We start from the raw sequence: 21675 nt of genomic DNA on the forward strand, positions 1-21675 counted from the left end.
CGTTGTAGTTTTTGCAACGACCGTTGTACTTCGGCATACTGAACCGGTGCGGACGGACAAACAACGTGCTCTGCTCGACGGCGCCCTGCGGGTTTTCGCCCGGGACGGCTACTCGCGCGCCAGCATCGACGTGCTCGCGGCGGAGGCCGGAGTCTCGTCGCGGACGATCTACAACCACTACGGCGACAAGGCGGGACTCTTCCGCGCGGTGATCCTGGACAGCTCAGACCGTGTGGCCGAACGCCAGATCGCGGTCGCCGACAAGCTGCTCGGCCGGATCGCCGACCTGGAGGCCGACCTCGTCGAGTTCGGCCTCCAGTGGGCGAAACGCGACCCGGAGACCGAACCGCACTGGGCGCTGGTGCGGCAGATCCAGGCCGACCTGGACCACATCGACCCGGAAACGGTCGCGGCGTGGAAGGACCGCGGCCCGACGCGCGTGCGGCAGGCACTGGCCGGGCATCTGCGCAGGCTCGCCGCGGAGGGCCACTTCGAGCTGGAAGACCCTTCGCTGGCCGCGGTGCACCTCGTGCAGCTCACCGCGGGCAGCGCCGCCGCGGCCGAACCGGGGGAGGACTGGGAAACCGTGATCCGGTCCGGCGTCGGCGTGTTCCTGCGCGCTTACGCGCCCGGGGTCACCAGCCGAAGCTGACCGAGCGGATCTTCACCGATAGACAGACCGCGGAACGAGGGGGACGCATTGCCATGAACCAGGATTTCACGAAGTTCGACGAATTCGTGCGCGCGACTGATCCCGGACGCCGGAGCGACCTCAGTTTCCTGGCGGAAACTCCCCGCGTCGAGGAGCTGATCACTCGCGGGTTGCGGGAAAATCTGGCCCGCTCCGACTGGTGGTGGTTCCAGACCTATCTTTTCCTGGCCGGACAATGCCCCTCGACCCAGTATGTGCCGGTGTTCGCCGAGGCGTTGGATCTGCGTGACGGGGGTGTCCATCCGGAGGACGTGCTCGAGTACCTGCGTGACATCAAGGATCCTTCGTCGGTGCCCGCGGTCGAACGGGCGTTGCACTGGCGGCAGGACTGGGACGAATTTCATGACCTTGCGTTCAAGGCGCTCGACGTGCTTCTGGCGATCGATGACGACGCGGCGTGGCGGGTGATCGAGTCGGTGCGGGACGACGACAGGGAGCGTGTCCGCGAGATCGCGAGGCGGGTTCTGGCGAGGCGCGCGAACGGCTGACCGGCGTCGAAACAGCGAAACAGCGGAACGGCGGTACGCAGAAATCATCCGTACCGTCGTTCCGGCTACTCGGCGAACAAAGTCCGCCAAAGAACGCTCAAACCCCGAACGTGACTCGTTCGATCTTGACCGGCTTGGCCGGGAGACCGTCGAGGGGGCCGCGTTCGCTAGGGATGATCCCAGCCGCCACGATCCGGTCCAGTACGTCCATGCCGCGCACGACGTGCCCCAGCACCGAGTAGTTCGCCGGGATGTGCGCGAACGAGTGCACGATGAAGAACTCCGACCCGTTCGTCCCCGGACCCTGGTTGCCCATCGCGACGGTGCCGCGCTCGTAGGTCTCCGCCCCGGTGACCTCGTCCGGGAACTTGTAGCCGGGGCCGCCCTTTTCGACCTCGTAGAGGTCGCCGCACTGCAGGACGCCGAGGCGCGCGGAGTTCGTCAGCCGCCAGCACTGCGAGCGGTCGTAGAAGTGCTGCAGCACCAGGCTCGCCATGTTCGCGACGGCGCACGGGGCCGCTCCGCCGGCGTTGAGGCGGACGGTGACCGGGCCGTAGTTGTAGTGGAAGGTGACGTCGATCGTCCCGCGGGTGAGCGCGAACGGCAGCGGGCGCAGCACGGGACGCGCCGCCGGGTTCTCCGGCGTCGGCGTGAAGGTGCATTTCACTACCGGCGGCTTCACCGCGGGGGCAGCGCTGGCGGGGGCCGCGGTGCACAGGGAAAGACCGGCGATGACGGCGGCCGCGAGCGCGGCCCAGCGTGGCTTCATGGGCCCGGAAACTAGCGAATCCGACGTCTCCGGCGCCAGGCCCGCGAGGACTTACTTGCGCCAGGCGGTGCGGCTCTTGCGCAGGTCGAGCAGCAGGAGCAGGACGATGAACGCGGCCAGTCCGACGAGCCACACGTTCTCGGTGTTGTTCTCGTGGTTGCCCTTGATCATCAGCAGCAGGATGACCGCGGACAGCCAGCCCGCGATGCGGGTGGCCTTCGGGAACGAGCCGTGCCAGCCCCACTCCGCCGACGGCTCGTCGCGCGGGTCGACCTCGGGGCGCTTCTCGACCGCCTTGCCTGCCACGACCACTCCTTCAAACCGCCTGACATTGTGCGCTCGCATGATCCCACACCGCTGGCCGCCGCGCGGACACGACCCGGGCCATAATGCTTGCTGATGACTACTTCGCGAAGCGTCCTCGTGCTGGGCTCCACCGGGTCGGTCGGGACCCAGGCGCTCGACGTCGCCGCACGTAACCCGCATTTGTTCACGATCGCCGGCCTCGCCGCCGGCGGTTCCGATCCGGCGATGCTCGCCGAGCAAGCGATCGCGCACGAAGTAGCGGCCATCGCCGTGACGAAGCCCACGGCGGTCGAAGACGTGCAGCTCGCGCTGTACGCCGAGGCGCAGCGCAGGGGGTACGCCAAGGGCGAGTTCCGCCTGCCGCGCATCCTCGCCGGCGCCGACGCGGTCGGCGAGCTGATCGATTCGGTGCCGGTCGACGTCGTGCTCAACGCGGTGCCCGGTTCGCAGGGCCTTGACCCGACGCTGCGCGCGTTGGCCACCGGCGCGACGCTCGCGCTGGCCAACAAGGAATCCCTCATCGCGGGCGGGCCGCTAGTGCTCGCCGCGGCGAAGCCGGGACAGCTGGTGCCGGTCGACTCCGAGCATTCAGCGATGGCGCAGGCGCTGCGGTCCGGCGAGGACAACGAAGTCGCGCGGCTCGTGCTCACCGCGTCCGGCGGCCCGTTCCGGGGAAAGAAGCGCGCGGACCTCGGCGAGGTCACCGTCGAGCAGGCGATGGCGCATCCGACCTGGTCGATGGGGCGGCTGATCACCATCAACTCGGCCACGCTCGTGAACAAGGGCCTGGAGCTGATCGAGGCGTCTCTGCTGTTCGGCATCGAACCCGCGCGGATCGACGTGACGGTGCACCCGCAGTCGATCGTGCACTCGATGGTCACCTTCGCCGACGGCTCCACCATCGCCCAGGCGAGCCCGCCGGACATGCGGCTGCCGATCGCGCTGGCGCTGAACTGGCCGCACCGCGTGCCCGGCGCAGCCGCCGCGTGCTCCTGGGACACCGCGGCGAGCTGGACCTTCGAGCCGGTCGACAACGAGGCGTTCCCGGCCGTCGAGCTGGCTCGCGAAGCGGGTACCGCGGGCGGCTGCCTGCCCGCGGTTTTCAACGCGGCGAACGAGGAATCGGTGGCCGCGTTCCTGGCTGGCAAGGCCGGGTTCCTGTCGATTGTGGACACCGTCTCGCAGGTGGTCTCCGACGCGGACGACTGGCGGCGCGAACCCCGCGACGTCGCGGACGTGCTGGCCGCCGAGCAGTGGGCCCGCGTCCGGGCCGCCGAGCTGCTGGGGTGAGCGCCTTCCCTCACGGACCTGAAGAGCCGGGACCGCGGTGCGCGAAGCCGCCTCGGTCGATGCAACACTGGTTTCACGCTGGCGGCGGATACTTGAACCCGTAACTTGTCGGGTGGTCTCACCGCTTGAGCTGAAGCCGTGGAAGACGACGAAACCTGCCGCCACCGCATCGCGGGTCGCGGCTGAGGGGTGAGGTGCAGGGCCCGTGCTTGCCTATGTGATCGGCGTGGTGCTCTTCGCGCTCGCGATCTGTGTTTCGGTCGCCTTGCACGAAGCGGGCCACATGGTCACCGCCCGGATGTTCGGCATGCGGGTCCGCCGGTACTTCGTCGGCTTCGGGCCGACGGTGTTCTCCTTCCGGCGCGGCGAGACCGAGTACGGCCTCAAGGCGATCCCGCTCGGCGGCTTCTGCGACATCGCCGGCATGACCGCGCTCGACGAGGTCACCCCGGAAGAGGCGCCGCGCGCGATGTGGCGGTTCAAGACGTGGAAGCGGACCGTCGTGATGTCGGCCGGTTCCATCACGCACTTCCTGCTCGGCTTCATCGTGCTGTTCGTCATGGCCGCGACCATGGGCCTGCCGAACGTGGACCAGAAGCCGATCGTCTCGACCATCTCCGACTGCGTGCGCGGCGGCACCACGGTCGACCAGGTGAACAACCCGGTCTGCCAGCCCGGCGACCCGGCCCCGGCGAAGAAGGCGGGCCTGCTGCCCGGCGACGTCGTGGTCTCGGTGGCGGGCAAGGCGACCCCGACCTGGACCGAGATGGTGACCCAGGTCAAGGCGGTCTCCGGGCCGGTCCCGGTGGTCGTGGAGCGCGGCGGGAAGCAGGAGACGTTCGTCGTCGACGTGCCGAAGGTGACCCGGCCCGCGGCGAACGGCGGCACCGAATCGGTGGGCGCGGTCGGCGTCGGCGTCGCGCGGAGCATCCAGTACAGCCCGCTCGGCGCGTTCGGCGGCGCGGCGTCGTTCACCGGCGACATGTTCGCCCGCACGTAGGACGGGCTGATGGCCTTCCCGAAGCGCATCCCGGCGGTCTTCAACTCGATCTTCGGCGGCGAGCGCGACCCGGACACCCCGGTCAGCGTCGTCGGCGCGAGCAGGCTCGGCGGCGAGGCGGTCGAGGCCGGGCTGTGGCAGGTCTTCCTGCTGCTGCTGGCCAGCCTGAACTTCTTCATCGGCGTGTTCAACCTGCTGCCGCTGCTGCCGATGGACGGCGGGCACATCGCGATCGTCTGGTACGAACGCGTCCGCGACTGGCTGCGCGGACTGCGCGGCAAACCCGCGGGCGGCCCGGTCGACTACACGAAGCTGTCCGCGATCACGATGGTGCTGGTGGTGATCGGCGGCGGCGTCACGCTGCTCACGGTGACGGCCGACATCGTCAATCCGATCCGCCTGCAGTAACCGCGCGCACCGGCCGGGTCACGCATGCGTCCCCGGCCGCCCGACCGGGGGTAACGCTGCTCACCGCGTCGGCTGACTTCGTTGAAACGCGCCCGGGTGGGGTGGGTACGCTGGAAGCGTGACCGTCGCGTTAGGTATGCCCGCTCTGCCCCCGCCCGTCCTCGCCGAGCGTCGCAAGACCCGCCAGCTGATGGTGGGGTCGGTGGGTGTCGGCAGCGACCACCCGATCTCGGTGCAGTCGATGACCACGACGCTGACCTCCGACGTCAACGCCACCCTGCAGCAGATCGCCGAACTGACCGCGGCCGGCTGCGACATCGTGCGCGTGGCGTGCCCGTCGGCCGACGACGCCGAGGCGCTGCCCGCGATCGCGAAGAAGTCGCAGATCCCGGTGATCGCCGACATCCATTTCCAGCCCAAGTACGTGTTCGCCGCGATCGAGGCAGGCTGTGCCGCGGTGCGGGTGAACCCGGGCAACATCCGCAAGTTCGACGACCAGGTCAAGGAAATCGCGCAGGCCGCGAAGGACCACGGCACGCCGATCCGGATCGGCGTCAACGCCGGGTCGCTCGACAAGCGGCTGCTCGAGAAGCACGGCAAGGCCACTCCGGAAGCGCTCGCCGAATCGGCGATGTGGGAGGCGTCGCTGTTCGCCGAGCACGATTTCCACGACATCAAGATCTCGGTCAAGCACAACGACCCGGTCGTGATGGTGCGCGCTTACGAACTGCTCGCCGAGCAGTGCGACTACCCGCTGCACCTCGGCGTCACCGAGGCCGGGCCCGCGTTCCAGGGCACGATCAAGTCCGCCGTCGCGTTCGGCGCGCTGCTGCGCCAGGGCATCGGCGACACCATCCGGGTGTCGCTGTCCGCGCCGCCGGTGGAGGAGGTCAAGGTCGGCATCCAGATCCTCCAGTCGCTGAACCTCAAGCAGCGGAAGCTGGAGATCGTGTCGTGCCCGTCGTGCGGGCGGGCGCAGGTGGACGTCTACACCCTCGCCGACCAGGTCACCGCCGGGCTGGAGGGAATGGAGATCCCGCTGCGCGTCGCGGTGATGGGCTGCGTCGTGAACGGTCCGGGCGAGGCGCGCGAAGCCGACCTCGGCGTCGCGTCCGGCAACGGCAAGGGCCAGATCTTCGTGAAGGGCGAGGTCATCAAGACCGTGCCGGAGCACGCGATCGTGGAGACCCTGATCGAAGAGGCCATGCGGATCGCCGAGGAATCCGGCGAGTCGATCGGCGAGGGCGCGCCGAGCGTCACCGTCGGCTGAGTTTTCGGTCCGTGAAGGGCTCCTTGAGGGAATCAGATTCCCTCAAGGAGCCCTTCACGGCTTTCCGGGGTCAGACTCGCTCCAGGAGAACGACGGGGATCTGCCGACCGGAGGCGGCCTCGAACTCGGCGAATTTCGGGACCAGCGCGATCTGCGCCGCCCAGATCCTGGCGCGTTCCTCCCCGGCGGCGAGCCGTGCTTCGACCGGGATTTCTCCCGCGCCCGCCTCGACGACGGTCCGCGGATTGGCCCGGAGATTGCGGTACCACGCGGGGTCGTGCGGACTGCCGCCGTGCGTCCCGAAGACGGCCCAGTTGTCGCCGACCGGCTGGTAGAACAGCGGGCTGATCCGCGCTTTCCCGGTCTTGGCTCCGACGTGGTGCACGAGAATCAGCGGCATCCCCTTTTCCGGAAATCCCGGCATATACGGCGGTACCGGGCGGCCTTGCGCGAGTTCTTCCGGACTGCTCCACGCGACATATCCGGCGTTCTCCCGGAATTCGGCGCGGATCCGGACATTCCAGTCATCGAGGGTGGACACGACATCTCCTTCACTAGGCGGAGCACTTGCTCCGCAAGCTAGCACACTAGGTGGAGCACGTGCTCCGGGTAAGCGAGTATGCTCGGCGCATGGCCGTGGCTGAACCGCACACCCCCACTCGCCGGCGCGCCCTGCGCGCGGACGCCATCCGCAACCGGGAGGCGATCGTCGAAGCCGCCGCCGAGGTGATGGCGGAGCAGGGAGCCGCCGTCGACGTCCGGGAGATCGCCCGGCGCAGCGGGGTCGGCATGGGCACGCTGTACCGGCATTTTCCGAAGAAGGAAGACCTAGTCCGGACGGTCCTGGACCAGGATTTCTCCCGGTGGGCCGAAGCCGCGCGCCAGGCCGCCATCGAGGCGGAGGACCCGTGGGCGGCGCTGACCGATTTCTATCGGCAGGCGTTGTCCGGCTGCGCTCGGCATCGGGCGATCATGGAGAGCTTCGCGCTGACGTGGACGGACCCCGATCCGACGGGGATTCCGCAGCTGCGCGCGGTTCTGGAGGAGCTGCGGGCTCGGGCGGCGGAGTTGCTGCGTCCTGGGGTGACTACGGATGATTTGGTGCTGCTGCTGATTTCTCTGGGGTATGCGGCGCAGTTCACGGACGAGTGCCGTCCGCACATGTGGAACCGGTTGCTGCTGGTTTCGCTGGACGGGTTGCGGGCTGAGCATCGGGAGCCGTTGCCGGAAAGCTAATCGCCACCGCCGGGAGTGACGGTGAGCCCGTGTCGCGGATCCGGCACGTCTTCGAGCGCCGCTTTCACTGAAGGCTGGGCGCAGAATTCGTCGCGGATGGCCTCGGTCCTGAAGGCGATCTCGAAGGCGATGCCGCGTTCGTGCGTCCGCCACGACCATCGCACGGCGCGGTCGGCGATCGCGGCTTTGAGCAACGCGTCGGAGTAGGCGCGGCGCCAGTCGCTCGCCGGGGCTTCTCCGTCGAGCACTTCGATGAGCAGCCAGGGGTCCGACACTGTGCCTCTATTCGGCGTCGCTGAGCAGGAGAAGCGCGTAGTAGGCCAGGAAATGCTCCACCGCATACGGCCCCTCGGTCACCTGCGGCAGCGAGGCCTCCGCATGCTCCAGAGAACTCGCGTCGATCACGGCAACCCGGCCGTCCCCACTCGGCAAAGCCCCAGCGATCCGCCGCCAGCACCAAGCGCGGTGCAGGTTGAGCCCGTGCAGATGGGCGATCAACCCGTCGGAAGCATCGGTCACCACCGCCGGAGTGAACAACGCCGCCGGGTTCCGGTCGGCGATTCCGGGCAGGAAAGCCTCCAGCCAGGCACCGAAATCGGCGGCGGTCATCAGACGGCTCATCAGCTCGGCCTCGGCCAGTGCGGGGGTGAGGAAGTCGGCCCCGGACGGTTCCCAGGCACCGGGGTAATCGCGGTCTGAGCCGAACCAGCGCCAGGCCGTTTCGGTGAGCACCTCCCGCAGTTGCGGTTCACCGCGGGACGCCAGGTAGTCGGCGTACGGCAGTGCGCGAGCGAGCCCGAAAGCGCCGTTCTCGTGCAGCCCGTAGCGGATCGGGTAGGTGACCTTTGGCAGCCAGTCGAGGAAGCGGGTCACGAAAAGCCTGCTCAACGGCTGGAGTGCCGTGGACCAGCGCGCGGCGTCCGGGCCGTCCCAGGTGGCGGTTTCCATCGTCAACGCCAGCAGGATCGACCAGCCGTACGGTCGCTGCGTCGTCCGGTGGTGCTCCGGCGCGAAGTACGCGGCTTCGGTGGCCAACGCGGGTTCGGTCAGGTGCGCGTTCAATACGGCACGGATCTCGTCGGCGGGGACGAGGGACGGGTAGCGGCGCAGGAGATGTGCCAGCACCCAGAACATTTCCACGCACGAATGCCAGTCGAAGCTGCCGTAGAAGCACGGGTGCAGCTCGCGGATCGGCGGGACGGGAGTGTCGTCGGTGCGCCAGTGACTCTCGTAGTGCGGATACTCGCGCACGATGTTCGTCAGCGCGATCTCCGCGAACTCACCGGCGTGTGCGGCCAGCAGTGCGGTCATGTCAGCCGCGCAGGTGGTGTTGCGCGGCTTCGCGGATCTGGATCCGCACGTTCTCCAGCGAGGCCGCGACCTCGTCGATCTGCCGGATCGCGATCTGCACCGAACCCTGGACCGCGGTCGCGGTGCCGGTTTCGCCGAGCAGGCCGAGCACCTGCGCCTGCAGATCTTCCAACTCGCCTTTGGTGGCGAGGGCGATGCCGGTCGGCACCTGGTCGGCCAGCAGTTCGAGCTGCTGCGCCTGTTCCTGGATCGTCATCGGGCTTCTCCTCATCGTGGGGACCGCTCTCCCGTGGTAGCAGAATTCGTCGGTGCCCGGGGCTAGCCTGGTCCCGTGAGTCACAGCTGGGCCGCCCGTCCGCCGCATCCGGTGCTGCGGGGCCTGGTCACGCGCTATGTCGGGTACGCGCAGGAGAACGTCACCCTCGAAGTGCACCGCGGGCTGCCCTCGCGGCACATCACGCTCGTGATCAGCCTTGAAGAGCCGATCCGGTACGCGGGGCTGTCTGGCGCGGGAGCGCTGCAGAGTGTGGTCGGCGGCCTGCACACCGAACCCGCGCTGATCACGCAGGACCGGGTGCAGCGAGGAGTGCAGCTGGAGCTGGATCCGCTGGGGGCGCGGACGTTGCTGGGCGTCACCGCCGCCGAGCTGACCGGCCGGGTAACCGACCTGGCCGACTTCGGCAGCGACCTCGCCCGCCTGCCGGACCGGCTGGCCTCGGCGGAGGATTGGCGCACCCGGTTCGCGATCCTCGACGAGGTACTGGCCGCGCGGGCGGTCGAGCCTGCCGAGCAGCCGCCGGAGCTGGACCGCGCTTGGCACGAGCTGCGCCGCAGCGGCGGGCAGCTGCGGGTCGGCGATCTGGCGAACGAGGTCGGCTGGAGTCGTCGACACCTGGGGGAGCGGTTCCGCGCCGAACTGGGGCTGGCCCCGAAGCAGGCGGCGCGCGTGCTGCGGTTCGAGCGCGCGGTTCGGTTGCTGCGTACTGGGCACCGTGATCTGGCTGGGATTGCTTATGCCGCTGGGTATTACGACCAGGCGCACTTCTCGAACGAGTGGCGCGCGCTGGCGGGTTGCTCGCCGCGGACGTGGATGGCGGAGGAACTCCCGGCGCTGAGTGAGCAGACCGACGATGACGTTTCCGTTTGAGCGTGGCGCGCAGCTGCTAGCGCGGAATCAAGCCAGGGTGTCCTTTCGGAATGGTCATCTGGCGCGACCGCCGGTAGTTCACGTCGCAGAACGGGCACTGAGCCGGTGGTCCGAACTGGCGGCGTTCGCTCGACGGCTCGAATAACACCGCGGCGGTTTCGCCGCACAAGGTGGTGATTGCTTCACCCGGCACCGGGAAAGTGACAAAGCAGGCCCGGTGCCACACCCCGTCGATCACCGGGTGGAGGTGGTCAAGGCTGACGTAGATCAACGCTGGCATCCGTGCTCTTTCCGACAGGCTTCGTAGCTGACAGTCACCACCGTGAGGCTAAGAGCGATTGCTACGCTGGAGGAGCACCAAAGGGACACCGCAGGCTCACGGCAGGAGCGCCTCGCATGGACGGCCCCGAGCAGCCCGGAGACAGTGTTGCCGAGAGGCTCAAACGTGCCCGCAAGCTCAAGGGACTCGACCAGCGTCAGCTGGCGCAGCGCATGAGCTTCTCGTACTCACTGGTCAAAAAGGTGGAGCAGGGCGTGAAACCGCCTAGCGCCGCTTTTGTCGCGGGCGCGGCACGTGCGCTCGGCATCAAGGTCTCCACGCTCTACGGAACGAGCGAGAACGAGGTGCTGGACGAGCCGAGTCAGCAATCCTCGGGCATCGCCGATCTGCGCAGCGCGCTCGACGCTTACGACGAGCCACGTCCTGAAGGCGACGCGCTCGCCCTCGACGACGTCACCGCCCGGCTTGTCGCTGCTTCGGACAAGCTAGTGGCGCTTCACCACGCCGACGTGCTGTCGGAGCTGCCGAACCTCCTGCACCACCTATACGTTCTCGCCGACGAGCCCGGTCGTGCCGGAGAGCTGGGCCGCGCCGTGCTGCACGACGCCTATCGGATGTCGGCGACCGTCGCCGGACGCTTCCGGCAAGCCGATCTCGCCGCGATCGCGTCCGAGCTGCACGTTCAGCTCGCCCCGCGTACCGGAGACCCGCTGCGGATCGCCATCAGCGCGTACCACCGCAGCACGCGCTATCTGCAGCATGGCGACTACCGCAACGGTCTCCGCCTGCTCGACCGCGCTCGCGAACACATCGGCACCAGCACGAACGGTCGTGCTGTGGCGATCCAGCTGGACTTGCGCTCGGCGATCCTCGCTGCCCGTGCCGGAGACGCGACCGAGGCTGACGACTACGTCGGCGAGGCGCGCTCTTATGCCAGCGAGTTCCGGCCACCGGCTGCTCCTTACTACGGAGTGGATGCCAGCACGACGAACATAGTCGTTCACTGGTGCGCGACACCGGTCGAGAACTACAACGGCACCGAAGCTGTCCGGCGCGCTTCCACTGTCGAGGTGGTCGACCCGCATCGTCCGGAGCGGGTCGGGCACCACCACATCGACATGGCTCGCGCGTGGATGCTTCACGGTGACCGCGAGCGGACCCTCACCGAATTGAACGCGGCGAAAGAGGCAGCACCGAACGCGACCCGGCACCATCCCTCAGTCGCGGAGACCGTGCGGATGCTCGTCGCGTCCGAGCGCCGCGCCACCGAATCGCTTGCCGGGTTCGCCCGGTGGGCAGGCATCCGCATCTGAACCGCTGCGGCTCGCGTTCTCAACGCTCCAGCTCCCGTTTCTCCAAGACGAGACGAAGTCCGCCGCCGCAGAATCGGTGGTATGACTCCACAACCGACCGTCTGGCCAGCCTTCCGTTACAACGACGCCCGCGGCGCGATCCGTTTCCTCACGGACGTTCTCGGCTTCGAAGAGACCCTCGTGGTACCCGGCGAGAACGGTGTCGCGCATGCCGAACTCCGTTGGCCCGAAGGCGGTGCCGTGATGCTGGGCAGCTGCGGCGGCCCTGCCGACGGCGTGCACGACGAGATGAAACCTGGTACCAGCGCCGTGTACGTGGTCTCGGATCGCGTAGACGAGATCTACGCCCGCGTGCGCGAAGCCGGTGCCGAAATCAGCATGGAGCTGCACGACACCGACTACGGCTCGCACACGTTCACCGTCCGCGATCCGGAGGGGAACGCCTGGACGGTCGGGAGTTACCGGGGTGCGTAGGGGCCTCGTGAGTGGCAATCCCGGTTAGAACCGGGATAGGCGCTCACGACTAACCCTCGGGATAGAAGACGAACAAGGTGCAGCCAGTCTCGGTCGCGGGCACGTGCCAGGAGCCAGCCGGGGCGTGGATGAACGTGCCGGCTGGGTAGTCGCGGGCGCCGTCGTTGAAGACGCCGGACACGACGAAGACTTCTTCGGACCCGGGCTCGTGCACGTCGCGTTCGGGCCACGTGCTGCCGGGGTCGAATTCGACCACGTTGGCGTGCGCGCCGTTTTCGCCGGTCCACAGCGGACGGAGGCGGATGCCGGGGAACAGGTCCTTCACCGGGGCTTCGTCGACCGGGACCGACGTGTAGCCCGGCTGGGCAAGGATTTCGGGGTGCATGGGTTCCAGCTTGACCGCACTGGCGAACGCGGGACAGTGTCAGGAAAGACGTCATAGGGTACTTTCTTGCCATGCATCGCGTGGTGGCTCTCGTCCAGCCGGTGCAGTCGACGTTCGAACTCGGCTGCGGCGTCGAAGTGTTCGGCACGACCAGGGTCGGGGTGCCGCAGCACTACGAATTCGAGGTGTGCACCGAGAATCCCGGTCCGGTGCCGACGTCGGCCGGATATGCGATGCACGTGTCCAGCGGGCTTTCCAAGCTCGCCACGGCCGACACGGTGCTGATTCCGGGCTGGCTGCCGGTCGAGACGCCGCTTTCGCCGAAGGTGCGCCGGGCGTTGCTGCGCGCGCATGAACGAGGAGCGCGGTTGGTCACGATCTGCTCGGGCGTCTTCGCGCTGGCTCAGACCGGGCTGCTGGACGGAAGAACGGCGACGACGCACTGGGCGCGAATCGACCAGTTGCAGCGGGATTTCCCGGAAGTGCAGGTGGAACCGGACGTGCTTTACGTGGACCACGGCGACGTCGCCACGAGCGCGGGTGCGGGAGCGGGCATCGACCTGTGCTTGCACCTGGTCCGGCGCGATCACGGGGCGGCGCACGCGGCGCTGATCTCGCGGCACATGGTGATGCCGACGCATCGCGAGGGCGGGCAAGTGCAATACGCGCCGCCGCAAGCGTCCGCGGATGCGCTGGACGGATTGCTCGACTGGGCGGGGGAGCGGTTGGGGACGCCGTTGTCGGTCGAGGATTTGGCTGCCCGCTTGCGGATTTCGCCGCGGACGCTGGCCCGCCGGTTCGCGGATCAGCTCGGGACGAGTCCGGGTGCGTGGCTGCTGTCGCGCCGGGTGGCGGAGGCGCGGCGGTTGCTGGAGGAGACGGACCTGCCGGTGGACGCGATCGCGGCGCGGGTCGGTCTGGTGTCGGCGGTGAACTTGCGACGTCGGTTCCGGGCGCAGGTCGGGACAACGCCGGGGGCGTATCGCAGGGCGTTCCGAATAGGGTGATCGGCGCGTACCGGCAGGGAGGTCCAGTACGCGCCGATCACCGGGTTACGCGGTGGTGGTTTGCACCGTCACCGCGGGGCCGACACCGGTTCCGGTGACGGCCGCGATCGTGAACGTGTACGCGGTCCCGGACTTCAACCCGTCCACGACGCGGGTCAGGCCCTTCTGCGTGGGCTGGCTGACGATCGTGTCGCGGCCGACGACCTCGATGGTGCGGCCGTCGGACACGGTGATCCGGTAGCCGATCACCGGGGTCGACCCGGTTTCCTTCGGCGGCGTCCAGTGGATGCTCGCCGCGTCAGTGCTCGGCAGCGCCTTCGCCCCGGTCGGAGCGGCAGCGGGCTGGGTGCCCGGCTGTCCGACGGTGACCGGTGCCGATGGCAGCGAAGGCAGGCCAGTCCCGTATCGGTTGCGTGCGGCGACCGTGACCGTGTACGTCTGGCCATCAGTCAGCTTCGGGATCACCGTGTACCCGGTGCGCGCGAAGTCCTTGGCAGACACCGAAGCCGTGACACTGTGCTTGCCGTCCGACGCGGTCAGCAGGTAATCCTGCACCGGCGCACCGTTTTCCGCGACCGTCGGGTTCCAGGTCGCGTACAGCTGCCCGGACACCGAGAAGGTGCCGATCCGCGTCGGTGCCTGCGGAGCGGACGCGCCGTCGATCCGGCGGTTCAGCACCGAGCGGTGGCCCGGTTCGATGCCCGCGTTGTCCACAATGGACTTCGGTGCGGCGGCCGGATTGTTCAGCAGGTGGTTGCCCGAGGTGATGACGCCCTTCTTGTTGCCGTCCGGATCGCCCTGCTCCCAGTAGTTTTCGGAGATGACGGTCGGGTCGTTGTTGCCGAGCGAGTCGCGGTAGTCGACGTGCGTGGAGGCGACGTTGGCGTACGCCGCGTGGTAAAGCACGTTGCCGGAAACGGTTTCGTAGGTGCAGCCGTTGTCGGTGTAGACGGACTTGCCGAGACCCCACTGGTCGTAGATGACGTTCCCGGTCACCTTCTCGCCCTCGGCCTGCGACGGGCCGGTGATGCCCTGGGTGTAGATGCCGCCGCCGTCGTCCAGCGAAAGCATGTAGTCGTGGATCAGGTTGTCCGACACCACGTTGTTGCGCGAGACGTTCGGCGTCGCGGCCTGTTTGATCTTGTCCGGCCAGCCGCCCCAGCCCATCGAGATGCCGGAGTACGCGACGTGGTCGATCTGGTTGTGCGACACGACATTGTCCTGCGAATACCCGTTGACGATCGGGACGCCGCCGGTGAATTCGCGCGGCATGCCGTACAGGTGGTTGTTGGTCACCTTGACCCGCGTGGTCAGGTCCGCGCCAGCCGCGGTGGGCTTGCTGACGCCGCCGATTTCGACGCCGTTGCCGGAGATGTCGGTGAACACGCTGTCGGACACGCTGCTGTCCTGCGCGCCTTCGCCGAGGTCGAGACCGGCCGCGCCGAGGTGCGCGAACACGGTGTCCTGGAACTCGATCCGGTGCCCGTGCGACATCGAGACGTTGCCGGGTTCCTTCGTCCAGTCCGCGTACGGGCAGGAACCGCCGGGCGTGAACTGGCACAGGCCCTGCGTGGCCCAGCCGCGTTCGCCGGTGATCCGGTAGCCGGCCTGGATTTCGGAGAAGCCTTCCGGCGACGACGGTTCGAGCCAGGTCGCGTAGGAGAACTGGATGCCGCGGAAGGAGATGTCGTGGATCGGCTTCTCAGCGGTGCCGCGGCCGTCCACGAGCTTCTCCAGCGCGGGCATCTCGACGTCGGCCCAGTGCAGGTTTTCGCCCTTGCGCGGCAGGTAGTACACGGTGTGCGCGGAGCGGTCGAGGTACCACTCGCCGGGAGTGTCCAGCAGCTCGAACGCATTCTCCACATAGGACGGTTGGCGTCCGTTGGTGAGATCGCCGGGGCCGACCATGTTGACCGAACGGCCGGGGATGTCGGCGAACATCACGCGGCGGGTGGAGTTGTCCCAGCACGGCTGCGCCATGGTGATCGTCGTGCCCGTCGCCGAAGCGACCGGGCAGCGCGGCTCGGTCCACTGGCCGAGGCCGTTGCGCTCGACGTTCCACAGCTCCTCGCCGCTGGTGTAAACCAGTTCGAGGTCGCTCGGGTTTCGCCAGTGCGCCATGGTGTCCGCGGACGCGGTGTATCCGGTATCGGTCGCCTTCACGCTCACCGGAAGCCGTCCGGACGCTCGCTGCGCGCGGACGCCGTCGACGTACAGCTGGCGGGTGTTGTCCAGCCCAGCGGGCGCGGGAGCGGAGTAGAGGCCCGGCCGTCCGGCGACCGGATGCCAGCCGCTGACCTGCTTGCCGCCGCTGACCACGGTGCCCGGCGAGCCCTGCCAGACGACCCGATGGCCGTTCCAGCCGGAATCGGCCGCGTCGAGTTCTAGCGGTTTGTCGAGCCGGTAGGTGCCGGAGGCGACGTGCACGGTCAGGTCGGAGTTCAGGTGCGCGACACGTTGCCGGACCAACTGCTGGGCGCGGGGGAGCGTGCGCACCGGCGACCAGACGGCGCCAGACCCGGAATCGTTGCCCCACGGCGAGACGTACACGTCCTGGTTGCCCGGCCACGCGGCGGCCGCACCAGCGGGCAGCAGCGCGGTCGCGGTCAGCACCGCCGCGGCCAGCCCCAGTGCGCGCCTCCCGTTCGGGCGCGCTGGTCTGAGCTTCATCCGGGACCTCCGTGTTCGCCAGTGAACGACGCGAGTCCGCGCCGCAAGAAAGATAGGATCTATTCGCGACCGTGTCGAGAGGATCCGCGGGGATATTCCGAGCATTCACGGTGGTGAACAGGGTTGACCCGGTCGGCGGGTTTCGTCCCGGTTAGCGGTCAGTGATCCGATGAATCATTGCTGCCCGAGGTCTGGCGCGCGTACAACGAAGCGATCCCCGGGAGAGGTGGTCGCGATGAAGCGAAGTCGGATCGGTGTGCTGGCCGCGGCGGTAGCGGTGCTCTTGGGACCGCTGGCCGGAACAGCGGCGGCGGACAGCCAGTCGATCGAGTCCTGGACACCGGTGGCGAGAACGCCGCCGATGGGCTGGAGCAGTTGGAGCGCGCTGCGCCGGAAGTTCACCGAGGAGACGATCAAGGCCCAAGCCGACGTCATGCACGACCGGCTCGCCGCCTACGGCTACCGGTACATCAACATCGACGCGGGCTGGAACGACCACGTCGACGAGTTCGGCCGCGTCGCTCCTGATCCGAAGAAGTTCCCGAACGGCATCGCCTCGCTGGCCCGGTACCTGCACCAGCGCGGCCTGAAATTCGGCATCTACCTGGTGCCCGGCGTCCCCGCGCAAGCGGTTGCGGCGGACTCGCCGATCGAGGGCACGCCGTACCGAGTGCACGACATCGTCATGCCCGGCGCGGGCAACACCGCGGACGACAAATCCGCCAAGCTCGACTTCAGCAAGCCCGGCGCGGCCGCATACGTCCGCTCGCAGGCGCGGCAGCTGGCGTCGTGGGGCGTCGACTACATCAAAATGGACTTCGTCGGCCCCGGCGGCGGCAAGATCCCCGCGGACAACCGCGAGGACATCCGGCAGTGGCACGCGGCGATCGGGGCCACCGGCCGTCCGATCCACTTGGAACTGTCGAACTCGCTCAGCATCGCCGAGGCCGCGACCTGGCAGCGCTACAGCAACGGCTGGCGGATCGAGGGCGACATCGAGTGCTACTCGCATTGCGTCGGCCTCACGAACTGGGACGTGCGGGTCAAGCTGCGCTTCGCCGACGCTCCCAAGTGGACCGGCTTCGCGGGCCCCGGCCACTGGAACGACCTGGACTCCATCGAGATCGGCAACGGCGACGCGAACGGCATCACCCCGGACGAGCGGCAGAGCGTCATGACGCTGTGGGCGATGGAAGCCTCGCCGCTGCTGCTCGGCACCGACCTGACCAAACTCGATCCGGACGACCTGAAACTGCTCACCAACCGCGAGGTGCTGGCCGTCGACCAGGCAGGCCGACCGGCACGCCCGGTTTCGCAGGAGACGCAGCAGCAGGTGTGGTTCAGCCCCGACGGCCGTGGCGGGGTGACAGTCGCGCTGTTCAACCTGGGCTCGACGGAGGCTCCGGTGACGGCGTCGTGGCAGGACCTGGAGCTGCGCGGCCCGGCTGCCGTGCGGGATCTGTGGACGCATCGGAACCTGGGGGTGAGCCGGGACAGTTTCACCGCGACGCTCGCACCGCACGCTTCGCGGCTGCTGCACCTGGTTCCGCGTCATCACTGAGCCTGCGGACGTTCCAGCCGTCCGTGAGGGGAACCTTCACGGACTCCAGGGGACAACTCCGGAGGCGCCCGGGCGGGGTGCCTCCGGAGCGCTTCGGCGTGCGCGCCCGGTTCGAGCACCGTCGGTGGCGGAGCCCTCCGGGGCGCCGCCGTTCGGGTGCGAGGGCCGTTCATCTCAGCGTGTCGGCCGGCTCGCGTTCCGTTCACCCGGTTCATCTGGCACTCTGGACCCCGTGTTGCGGCTTGCAGGTGCACGGCTGCTCGACGATCGGGACTATCCGGCGGTGCGCGCTGCACTCGCCGCCGACCCGGTGGGCAGCTGCATGGTTAGCGCCCGGGTCGAGGCGGCCGGTCTCGACCCGTGGCGTCTTGGTGGCGAGCTGTGGGCGGCCGACGCCCGTACGGTGCGCGCCGGACGGCTCACCGGTTTGTGCTTCGCCGGACCCAACCTGATCCCGTTGCGCGGCAACGCTTCGGCGCTGCGGTCGTTCGCCGACCGGGCGCTGCGCCGCCAGCGCACCTGCTCCTCGCTCGTCGGACCCGCGCCGCAGGTGCTCGGGCTCTGGGACGAGCTGTCGTCGGAATGGGGACCGGCCCGCGAGGTGCGCGGCGACCAGCCGCTGATGGCGCTCGAAGGCGACCCGCTGGTGCCCGCCGACCCGCAGGTCCGCACCGTCCGCCCGCACGAACTCGACCGCTACCTGCCCGCGGCGGTGGCGATGTTCATCGAGGAGGTCGGCGTCGACCCGCGCGCGGGCGACGGCGGAGCCAGCTACCGCGCCCGGGTGAGCGAGCTGATCTCCACCGGCCGCGCGTTCGCCCGGTTCGAGGACGGCGAGGTCGTGTTCAAGGCCGAGATCGGCGCGATGTCCGCGCGGGTCGGCCAGATCCAGGGCGTGTGGGTGCATCCGGACCGGCGCGGCGGCGGGCTCGGCACCGCGGGCACCGCGGCGGTGGTGAATCGCCTGGTCCACGGCCTCGGCCGGACCGCGAGCCTGTACGTGAACGGCTTCAACGCGCCCGCGCTGGCGGCCTACCGGCGGATCGGGTTCCAGCAGGTCGGGCAGTACGCGACCGTGCTGTTCTGAGCTGGCTGCACCGCGATCGAGTGACGTCGTAGTCTGGGGACATGTCCGTTCGCGCCCCGTTGAAGCCCGGCGTCCAGACGCCGCGCCGTGCCGTCCCCGCCGACATCGCCCGCCCCGAGTACGTGGACCGGCCGGCGCCGAAACGGGACACCGGCAACGGAGTGCGCACGCCCGAGGTCGTCGAGGCGATGCGGGTCGCGTCGAAGATCGCTGCGCAGGCGCTCGAAGAGGGCGGCAAGGCGGTCAAGCCCGGCGCGACCACCGACGACGTCGACAAGGTGGTGCACGAGTTCCTGCTTGACCACCGCGCTTATCCGTCGACGCTCGGCTACCGCGGCTTCCCGAAGTCGTGCTGCACCTCGCTGAACGAAGTGATCTGCCACGGCATCCCGGACTCGACCGTGATCGAGGACGGCGACATCTGCAACATCGACGTGACGGCCTTCATCGGCGGCGTGCACGGCGACACCAACGCGACGTTCCTCGCCGGCGACGTCTCCGAGGAGGTGCGGCTCCTGGTCGAGCGCACCCGCGAGGCGACCGCGCGCGCGATCAAGGCGGTCCGCCCCGGCCGTCAGCTCAACGTGATCGGCCGCGTGATCGAGGCGTACGCGAAGCGGTTCGGCTACGGCGTGGTGCGCGACTTCACCGGCCACGGCGTCGGCCCGGCGTTCCACACCGCGCCGACGGTGCTGCACTACGAGGAGCCCTCGGTGTCGACGCTGATCGAAGAGGGCATGACCTTCACGATCGAGCCGATGATCACGCTCGGCACCATCGACTACGACGTGTGGGACGACGGCTGGACGGTCACCACCAAGGACAAGAAGTGGACCGCCCAGTTCGAGCACACCCTGGTCGTCACTGCTAACGGCGCGGAGATCCTAACGCTCCCGTAAGGCTCGTCGTGAGTGTTTATCCCGGTTAGAACCGGGATAAACACTCACAAGTCTTCCGCGCGCGCGATCAGCTCGTCCAGGAATCCCGCCGCTTCGGCGGCCGACCGGTCGGCGTCGCGCGCTTCGATCGCGTCCACCAGCTCCCGGTGCCGGATCATCTCCGCGTGCTCCGGATTGTCCGAAGTGGACGCCACGCTCGCGGTGATCGCCTCCATCAGGCCGCGGTACAGCTCCAGCAGCAGCCCGTTGTGCCCGCACCGGACGACGACCTGGTGGAATTCCGCGTCGCTGCGGGCGAAATCGTCGAGGCGGCCCTCGTCCCAGTCGGTGTCCCGCCGGTTGAGCAGGACGCGCAGCTCGGCCACGTCTTCCTCAGTGCGCGCGGTCGCGGCCAGCCGAGCGCCCTCGACCTCCAGCAGCCGGCGCACGTGCAGCACCTCGCGCAGTTCCGTCCCGCACAGCCGCCGGATCGCGCCGGACACCTCGCTCGTCGCGCGCACGTACGTGCCGTCGCCCTGGCGGACTTCCAAGATCCCGGTGTGCGCCAGCGCGCGCACGGCCTCGCGGACCGTGTTGCGCCCGACGCCCAGTTGCGCGGACAGCTCCGGCTCGGTCGGGATCCGGTGCCCGATCGGCCATTCTCCGGCGGTGACCGCCTCGCGCAGCTGGTCGATGACCTGGTCGACGAGTCCGGCGCGGCGGGTGGTGGCCAACGGCACAGCCTGATCCCTTCATCCAATCATCCTACGTATGCGATAGTAGCGCACATGTCCGCCGATTCCCGAGACTCTGCAGCCGTGTCCACCGCCACCTATTCCGACCGGCTCGAGCTCGAACTGGAAGGCAGCCTCGAGGAAGAGGTGCCCTCCGGTTCGAGCTCGAGCCGGCCGGGCGTGGTGGCCGGCGGCGTGCTGCTGGCGGTCGCGGTGGTGCTGACGGCGATGAACCTGCGGCCGGCGATCACGAGCGTCGGCCCGCTGCTCGCGGAAATGCGCGGAAGCCTCGGCGCGTCCGCGGTGTGGGCGAGCATCCTCACGACCCTGCCCGGCCTCTGCTTCGCCGGGGCCGGGCTGGCCGCGCCCGTGCTGTCGCGCCGCCTCGGCATCGGCCCGGCGATCGGGCTCGCGCTGGCGGTGCTGACCGCGGGCCTGGCGGTGCGGGTGCTCGACGGACCGTACGTCGTGCTCGGCGGCACGCTCATCGCCACCGCCGGGATCGCGCTGGTCAACGTGCTGATCCCGGTGGTCATCAAGGATTCGTTCCCTGCTCGCGTCGGGCTCATGACCGGCGTCTACACCGCGGCGCTGCAGGGCGGCGGCGCGGCGGGTTCCGCGCTGAGCCCGCCGCTGGAATCCGCTTTCGGCGGCTGGCGTGCCGCGCTCGGCGCGTGGGGCGTGCTGTCGGCGATCGCTCTGGTGGCCTGGCTGATCGCTTCGCGCGGCGCGGGCCGCCCGCCACGTCCGGCCGCCGGTGCCGCTCGCGCCCGGTCGCTGATGCGCAGCCCGCTGGCGTGGATCGTCACGATCTTCTTCGGCCTGCAGTCGTTCATCGCCTACGTCGTGATGGGCTGGCTGCCGCAGGTGTTCATCGACGCGGGCGTCAGCAAGGCCGACGCCGGTCTGCTGCTCGGCCTGATCTCGGTGATCGCGGTGCCGATCAGCCTGGTGATCCCGCCGATCGCGGCGCGGCAGAAGAGCCAGAGCCCGTGGATCGTCGGAATGGGCGTCTTCGGTGCGGCCGGGATGCTCGGCCTCGTGCTCGCGCCCGGGTTCTCGCCGTTGCTGTGGAGCGTTCTGCTCGGGATCGGGATGAGTGTGTTCTCGCTGGCGCTGACGGTGATCGCGCTGCGCGCCCGCAGCGGTGCCGAGACGGCGCGGCTGTCGGGAATGGCGCAGGGGTTCGGGTATCTGCTGGCCGCGGTGGGGCCGTTCGTGTTCGGGCTGCTGCACGACGCGACGGGTAGTTGGACGGTGTCGTTGATCGTGCTGCTTGTGGTGATGCTGACGCAGATGGTGTTCGGGGCCTTGGCTGGGCGGCGTCGGTTTGTGTAGGGGGCTCGTGA

The 21675-nt window shown here is 68.9% G+C and carries 23 protein-coding genes and 1 pseudogene; 14 read left to right on the plus strand and 10 right to left on the minus strand.

The features are described 5' to 3' along the window. Positions 1 to 46 precede the first annotated feature (46 nt). A complete protein-coding gene (locus tag D0D37_RS08920) occupies positions 47 to 652 on the plus strand; it encodes a TetR/AcrR family transcriptional regulator (protein WP_116200066.1) in 606 nt (201 codons plus the stop codon). Positions 653 to 705: 53 nt separating this feature from the next. Next, a complete protein-coding gene (locus D0D37_RS08925; protein ID WP_116200067.1) occupies positions 706 to 1200 on the plus strand; it encodes a HEAT repeat domain-containing protein in 495 nt (164 codons plus the stop codon). Between the two features lie 97 nt (positions 1201 to 1297). Here D0D37_RS08925 and D0D37_RS08930 read toward each other — a convergent pair whose 3' ends face one another. Together D0D37_RS08930 and D0D37_RS08935 are read right to left on the minus strand one after the other, a co-directional pair. After that, positions 1298 to 1969, minus strand: coding sequence for a peptidylprolyl isomerase (locus tag D0D37_RS08930; RefSeq protein ID WP_116200068.1), 672 nt, complete (start codon positions 1967 to 1969; stop codon positions 1298 to 1300). Positions 1970 to 2020: 51 nt separating this feature from the next. Further along, entirely contained in the window at positions 2021 to 2275 is a 255-nt protein-coding gene (locus D0D37_RS08935) for a DUF2631 domain-containing protein (protein WP_067591018.1), read from the minus strand. Positions 2276 to 2368: 93 nt separating this feature from the next. Between D0D37_RS08935 and dxr the strand changes: the two genes are divergently transcribed. The 3 genes and pseudogenes from dxr (at position 2369) to ispG (ending at position 6243) form a co-directional block, all read left to right on the plus strand. Further along, positions 2369 to 3565: a 1-deoxy-D-xylulose-5-phosphate reductoisomerase gene (gene dxr / locus D0D37_RS08940; protein WP_116200069.1), complete on the plus strand. Its 1197-nt coding sequence runs from the start codon at positions 2369 to 2371 to the stop codon at positions 3563 to 3565. Between the two features lie 205 nt (positions 3566 to 3770). Continuing rightward, positions 3771 to 4973, plus strand: a pseudogene (locus D0D37_RS08945) (M50 family metallopeptidase). Positions 4974 to 5091: 118 nt separating this feature from the next. Continuing rightward, the gene (ispG, locus tag D0D37_RS08950) at positions 5092 to 6243 is read left to right on the plus strand and encodes a flavodoxin-dependent (E)-4-hydroxy-3-methylbut-2-enyl-diphosphate synthase (RefSeq protein ID WP_162834129.1); all 1152 of its coding nucleotides are present in this window, start codon (positions 5092 to 5094) and stop codon (positions 6241 to 6243) included. A gap of 70 nt (positions 6244 to 6313) precedes the next feature. Here ispG and D0D37_RS08955 read toward each other — a convergent pair whose 3' ends face one another. Then, the gene (locus D0D37_RS08955; RefSeq protein ID WP_116200071.1) at positions 6314 to 6784 is read right to left on the minus strand and encodes a nitroreductase/quinone reductase family protein; all 471 of its coding nucleotides are present in this window, start codon (positions 6782 to 6784) and stop codon (positions 6314 to 6316) included. Between the two features lie 89 nt (positions 6785 to 6873). Here D0D37_RS08955 and D0D37_RS08960 point away from each other — a divergent pair, with 89 nt between their 5' ends. Next, positions 6874 to 7479: a TetR/AcrR family transcriptional regulator gene (locus D0D37_RS08960; protein ID WP_116200072.1), complete on the plus strand. Its 606-nt coding sequence runs from the start codon at positions 6874 to 6876 to the stop codon at positions 7477 to 7479. On the opposite strand, the gene D0D37_RS08965 is transcribed toward D0D37_RS08960, so the two are convergent. From D0D37_RS08965 to D0D37_RS08975, 3 genes are read right to left on the minus strand one after another with little or no spacing between them, the layout of a single operon-like run. Continuing rightward, positions 7476 to 7754 (minus strand): hypothetical protein, encoded by a 279-nt coding sequence (locus tag D0D37_RS08965; protein WP_116200073.1) that lies wholly within the window; start codon positions 7752 to 7754, stop codon positions 7476 to 7478. The two genes, D0D37_RS08960 and D0D37_RS08965, sit on opposite strands and share 4 nt — an antisense overlap. Positions 7755 to 7761: 7 nt before the next feature. Continuing rightward, positions 7762 to 8790: a DUF2891 domain-containing protein gene (locus D0D37_RS08970; protein WP_116200074.1), complete on the minus strand. Its 1029-nt coding sequence runs from the start codon at positions 8788 to 8790 to the stop codon at positions 7762 to 7764. A gap of 1 nt (position 8791) precedes the next feature. After that, entirely contained in the window at positions 8792 to 9046 is a 255-nt protein-coding gene (locus D0D37_RS08975; RefSeq protein WP_116200075.1) for a hypothetical protein, read from the minus strand. Positions 9047 to 9121: 75 nt separating this feature from the next. On the opposite strand from D0D37_RS08975, the gene D0D37_RS08980 reads away from it, so the two are divergent. After that, positions 9122 to 9937, plus strand: a complete 816-nt coding sequence (locus D0D37_RS08980; protein WP_116200076.1) for a helix-turn-helix domain-containing protein — start codon at positions 9122 to 9124, stop codon at positions 9935 to 9937. Between the two features lie 16 nt (positions 9938 to 9953). On the opposite strand, the gene D0D37_RS08985 is transcribed toward D0D37_RS08980, so the two are convergent. Further along, positions 9954 to 10217, minus strand: a complete 264-nt coding sequence (locus tag D0D37_RS08985; protein WP_167493512.1) for a hypothetical protein — start codon at positions 10215 to 10217, stop codon at positions 9954 to 9956. 116 nt (positions 10218 to 10333) lie between these two features. Here D0D37_RS08985 and D0D37_RS08990 point away from each other — a divergent pair, with 116 nt between their 5' ends. Together D0D37_RS08990 and D0D37_RS08995 are read left to right on the plus strand one after the other, a co-directional pair. Further along, positions 10334 to 11530: a helix-turn-helix domain-containing protein gene (locus D0D37_RS08990; protein ID WP_116200077.1), complete on the plus strand. Its 1197-nt coding sequence runs from the start codon at positions 10334 to 10336 to the stop codon at positions 11528 to 11530. An 81-nt stretch (positions 11531 to 11611) separates the two neighbouring features. Next, positions 11612 to 12004 carry a VOC family protein gene (locus D0D37_RS08995; protein WP_116200078.1) on the plus strand — a complete coding sequence of 131 codons (393 nt, stop codon included), beginning with the start codon at positions 11612 to 11614 and terminating at the stop codon, positions 12002 to 12004. Between the two features lie 49 nt (positions 12005 to 12053). On the opposite strand, the gene D0D37_RS09000 is transcribed toward D0D37_RS08995, so the two are convergent. Next, positions 12054 to 12389: a cupin domain-containing protein gene (locus D0D37_RS09000; protein ID WP_116200079.1), complete on the minus strand. Its 336-nt coding sequence runs from the start codon at positions 12387 to 12389 to the stop codon at positions 12054 to 12056. 71 nt (positions 12390 to 12460) lie between these two features. On the opposite strand from D0D37_RS09000, the gene D0D37_RS09005 reads away from it, so the two are divergent. Beyond that, positions 12461 to 13396, plus strand: a complete 936-nt coding sequence (locus tag D0D37_RS09005) for a GlxA family transcriptional regulator (protein WP_116200080.1) — start codon at positions 12461 to 12463, stop codon at positions 13394 to 13396. A 45-nt stretch (positions 13397 to 13441) separates the two neighbouring features. On the opposite strand, the gene D0D37_RS09010 is transcribed toward D0D37_RS09005, so the two are convergent. Then, positions 13442 to 16066 carry a fibronectin type III domain-containing protein gene (locus D0D37_RS09010; RefSeq protein ID WP_116200081.1) on the minus strand — a complete coding sequence of 875 codons (2625 nt, stop codon included), beginning with the start codon at positions 16064 to 16066 and terminating at the stop codon, positions 13442 to 13444. Positions 16067 to 16301: 235 nt separating this feature from the next. Here D0D37_RS09010 and D0D37_RS09015 point away from each other — a divergent pair, with 235 nt between their 5' ends. The 3 genes from D0D37_RS09015 (at position 16302) to map (ending at position 19613) form a co-directional block, all read left to right on the plus strand. Continuing rightward, positions 16302 to 17627, plus strand: coding sequence for a glycoside hydrolase family 27 protein (locus D0D37_RS09015; RefSeq protein WP_244223445.1), 1326 nt, complete (start codon positions 16302 to 16304; stop codon positions 17625 to 17627). A gap of 232 nt (positions 17628 to 17859) precedes the next feature. After that, entirely contained in the window at positions 17860 to 18714 is an 855-nt protein-coding gene (locus tag D0D37_RS09020; RefSeq protein WP_116200083.1) for a GNAT family N-acetyltransferase, read from the plus strand. A 41-nt stretch (positions 18715 to 18755) separates the two neighbouring features. After that, complete coding sequence (gene map / locus D0D37_RS09025) at positions 18756 to 19613, plus strand: type I methionyl aminopeptidase (RefSeq protein WP_116200084.1); 858 nt, start codon at positions 18756 to 18758, stop codon at positions 19611 to 19613. Between the two features lie 44 nt (positions 19614 to 19657). On the opposite strand, the gene D0D37_RS09030 is transcribed toward map, so the two are convergent. Further along, positions 19658 to 20332, minus strand: coding sequence for a FadR/GntR family transcriptional regulator (locus D0D37_RS09030; RefSeq protein WP_162834130.1), 675 nt, complete (start codon positions 20330 to 20332; stop codon positions 19658 to 19660). Between the two features lie 48 nt (positions 20333 to 20380). On the opposite strand from D0D37_RS09030, the gene D0D37_RS09035 reads away from it, so the two are divergent. Continuing rightward, entirely contained in the window at positions 20381 to 21664 is a 1284-nt protein-coding gene (locus tag D0D37_RS09035; protein WP_425266913.1) for a CynX/NimT family MFS transporter, read from the plus strand. The last annotated feature ends 11 nt before the right edge of the window (positions 21665 to 21675 follow it).

Origin of the sequence: Amycolatopsis circi, assembly GCF_003385235.1 — a bacterium.
GTDB classification, from domain to species: Bacteria; Actinomycetota; Actinomycetes; order Mycobacteriales; family Pseudonocardiaceae; genus Amycolatopsis; species Amycolatopsis circi.